Origin of the sequence: Albidovulum sp. (genome assembly GCF_008933605.1) — a bacterium.
Taxonomy (GTDB): Bacteria; Pseudomonadota; Alphaproteobacteria; order Rhodobacterales; family Rhodobacteraceae; genus Albidovulum.
Genome location: NZ_WBUS01000297.1, coordinates 1 through 1,608 on the forward strand (window position 1 = coordinate 1; position 1,608 = coordinate 1,608).

Below are 1,608 nucleotides of genomic sequence, written 5' to 3' on the forward strand. Positions count from 1 at the left end.
TCTCTACCTCGCCCGTGCGCGGCGCCACCAGGGCGGACGGCAGCGGCACGGGCGGCGCCCCGCGCCGCCGGCATGACGCGCCCTCGGCACGCCGCGCTCACCGCCCGAAGAACGCCAGGTAGTGCCGCTCCAGCCGGTCCAAGACATGCGACCGCTTGGCGTAGGACCGTTCGAGCCGGATGTTGAGATGCTTCAGCACCGGGAACCCGTCCGCCTCGAGATAGGCGCGCTCCCCCTCGACCATGCTTCCCTCGACGAGAACCGCGACGCAGAGGCCCGCTGTCACCGCCTGGTGCTGCGCATGGACGCTGCGGCAGACGCAGACCGGCCGGTAGCGCCGCCCCATCGCGTCCAGCGCCGCGACCAGTGGAACCTCGTCCTGGTTGCGCTCGTCCCACACCGCCACGGGCAAGGGATCGACCGCGCCAAGATTGACGGCGGAGGGGCCGACGACGACCAGCCTGTCGGTGAAGGCCACCGGCCCCCGGGTCGGACAGTTGCCTTCGGTCACGAAGGCGAGATCGACCGACCCGCCGGCGATCCGCCGCGACAGGCCAAGCGAATCGTCGATCACGATGCTGATCGTCGCCTGCGGAAAGAGCCGGGTGAACTCGCGCACAACGTCCTTCAGGATGCGGTTCACATAGGCATCGGCGACGCCGACGACGATGATCCCCTCGAAGGTCGTGCGCCGGAACGCGGCGACGGCTTCGTCATGGGTGTCGACAATCTCGCGGGCGGGGCGCAGCAAGGCCTTGCCGTATTCCGTCAGCGTGACCGGGCTCGCCGCGCGGTCGATCAGCGGCTGGCCGAAGGCCTCCTCCAGACGCCGTATCTGCTGGCTGACGGCCGACTGCGTCCGGCCCACGATCTGCGCCGCAGCGGTGAAGCCGCCGGAATCCGCGACGGCAAGAAACGTGCGGTAGAGTTCCACATCCATCAGGGTCTCTTATGGCAATCATGCGAAGAATTCGTTGGATATTGACGCAACAATCAACAAAAAATCCTCCCACGATTTGACCGGCCGCGGACGGGTCGGGGAGAGCCAGGATACTGGACCCCGGCAGGAATGCGGTCAAGCGACCCGCGCACGAACCACGGTTTCCGCGGCAAGCTGTTATTCTTACAAGTTTTTTTCAGTTCCAAATCATTTCACCTTCCCCGCCGCAGACGAGCCCGCGGCCCCGGCCAAGGGCTCCTGCGCGCGGGGAAACGAACCCCAAAGGCTCCCGATCACCCCGCGCCCAGGCCGTCGCCGGCGCCGATCCGGTACCGAGCGATTTCGAAAGGGATACGGCATGACGAAATTCGAGACGCACTTCCTGGCCGGCGCCGAGGAGAGCGCCGCCCTGACCGGGAAGCGGCGGGGCCCGGGTCCGGTCTCAGCCCCGGCCGCGTTCGCGCAACGTCGCCTTGATGGACCCGCGCACGAGTCCGATGTCCTTCAGCACATCGTCGCTGAGGTCATCGAGTTCGCGCACGGTCAGGGCGAAGAGACGGGCCTCCCGGCGCGCGAGGCGCCAGGCGCGGAGGCCTTCGTCAGAGCCGGCCCCTGTTCCGCCAAACGGCGACGGCATGATCGAGGCGTGGCGCGCAGGAGATGCAGTA

2 protein-coding genes are annotated in these 1,608 nt (G+C 67.7%); both read right to left on the reverse strand.

The features are described 5' to 3' along the window. Positions 1-97 precede the first annotated feature (97 nt). Positions 98-940 carry a LysR family transcriptional regulator gene (locus tag F9K34_RS19000; protein ID WP_291338656.1) on the reverse strand — a complete coding sequence of 281 codons (843 nt, stop codon included), beginning with the start codon at positions 938-940 and terminating at the stop codon, positions 98-100. A 442-nt stretch (positions 941-1,382) separates the two neighbouring features. Further along, positions 1,383-1,608 (reverse strand): DUF1127 domain-containing protein (locus F9K34_RS19005; protein ID WP_291338657.1); only part of this gene is annotated, 226 nt, incomplete at its 5' end.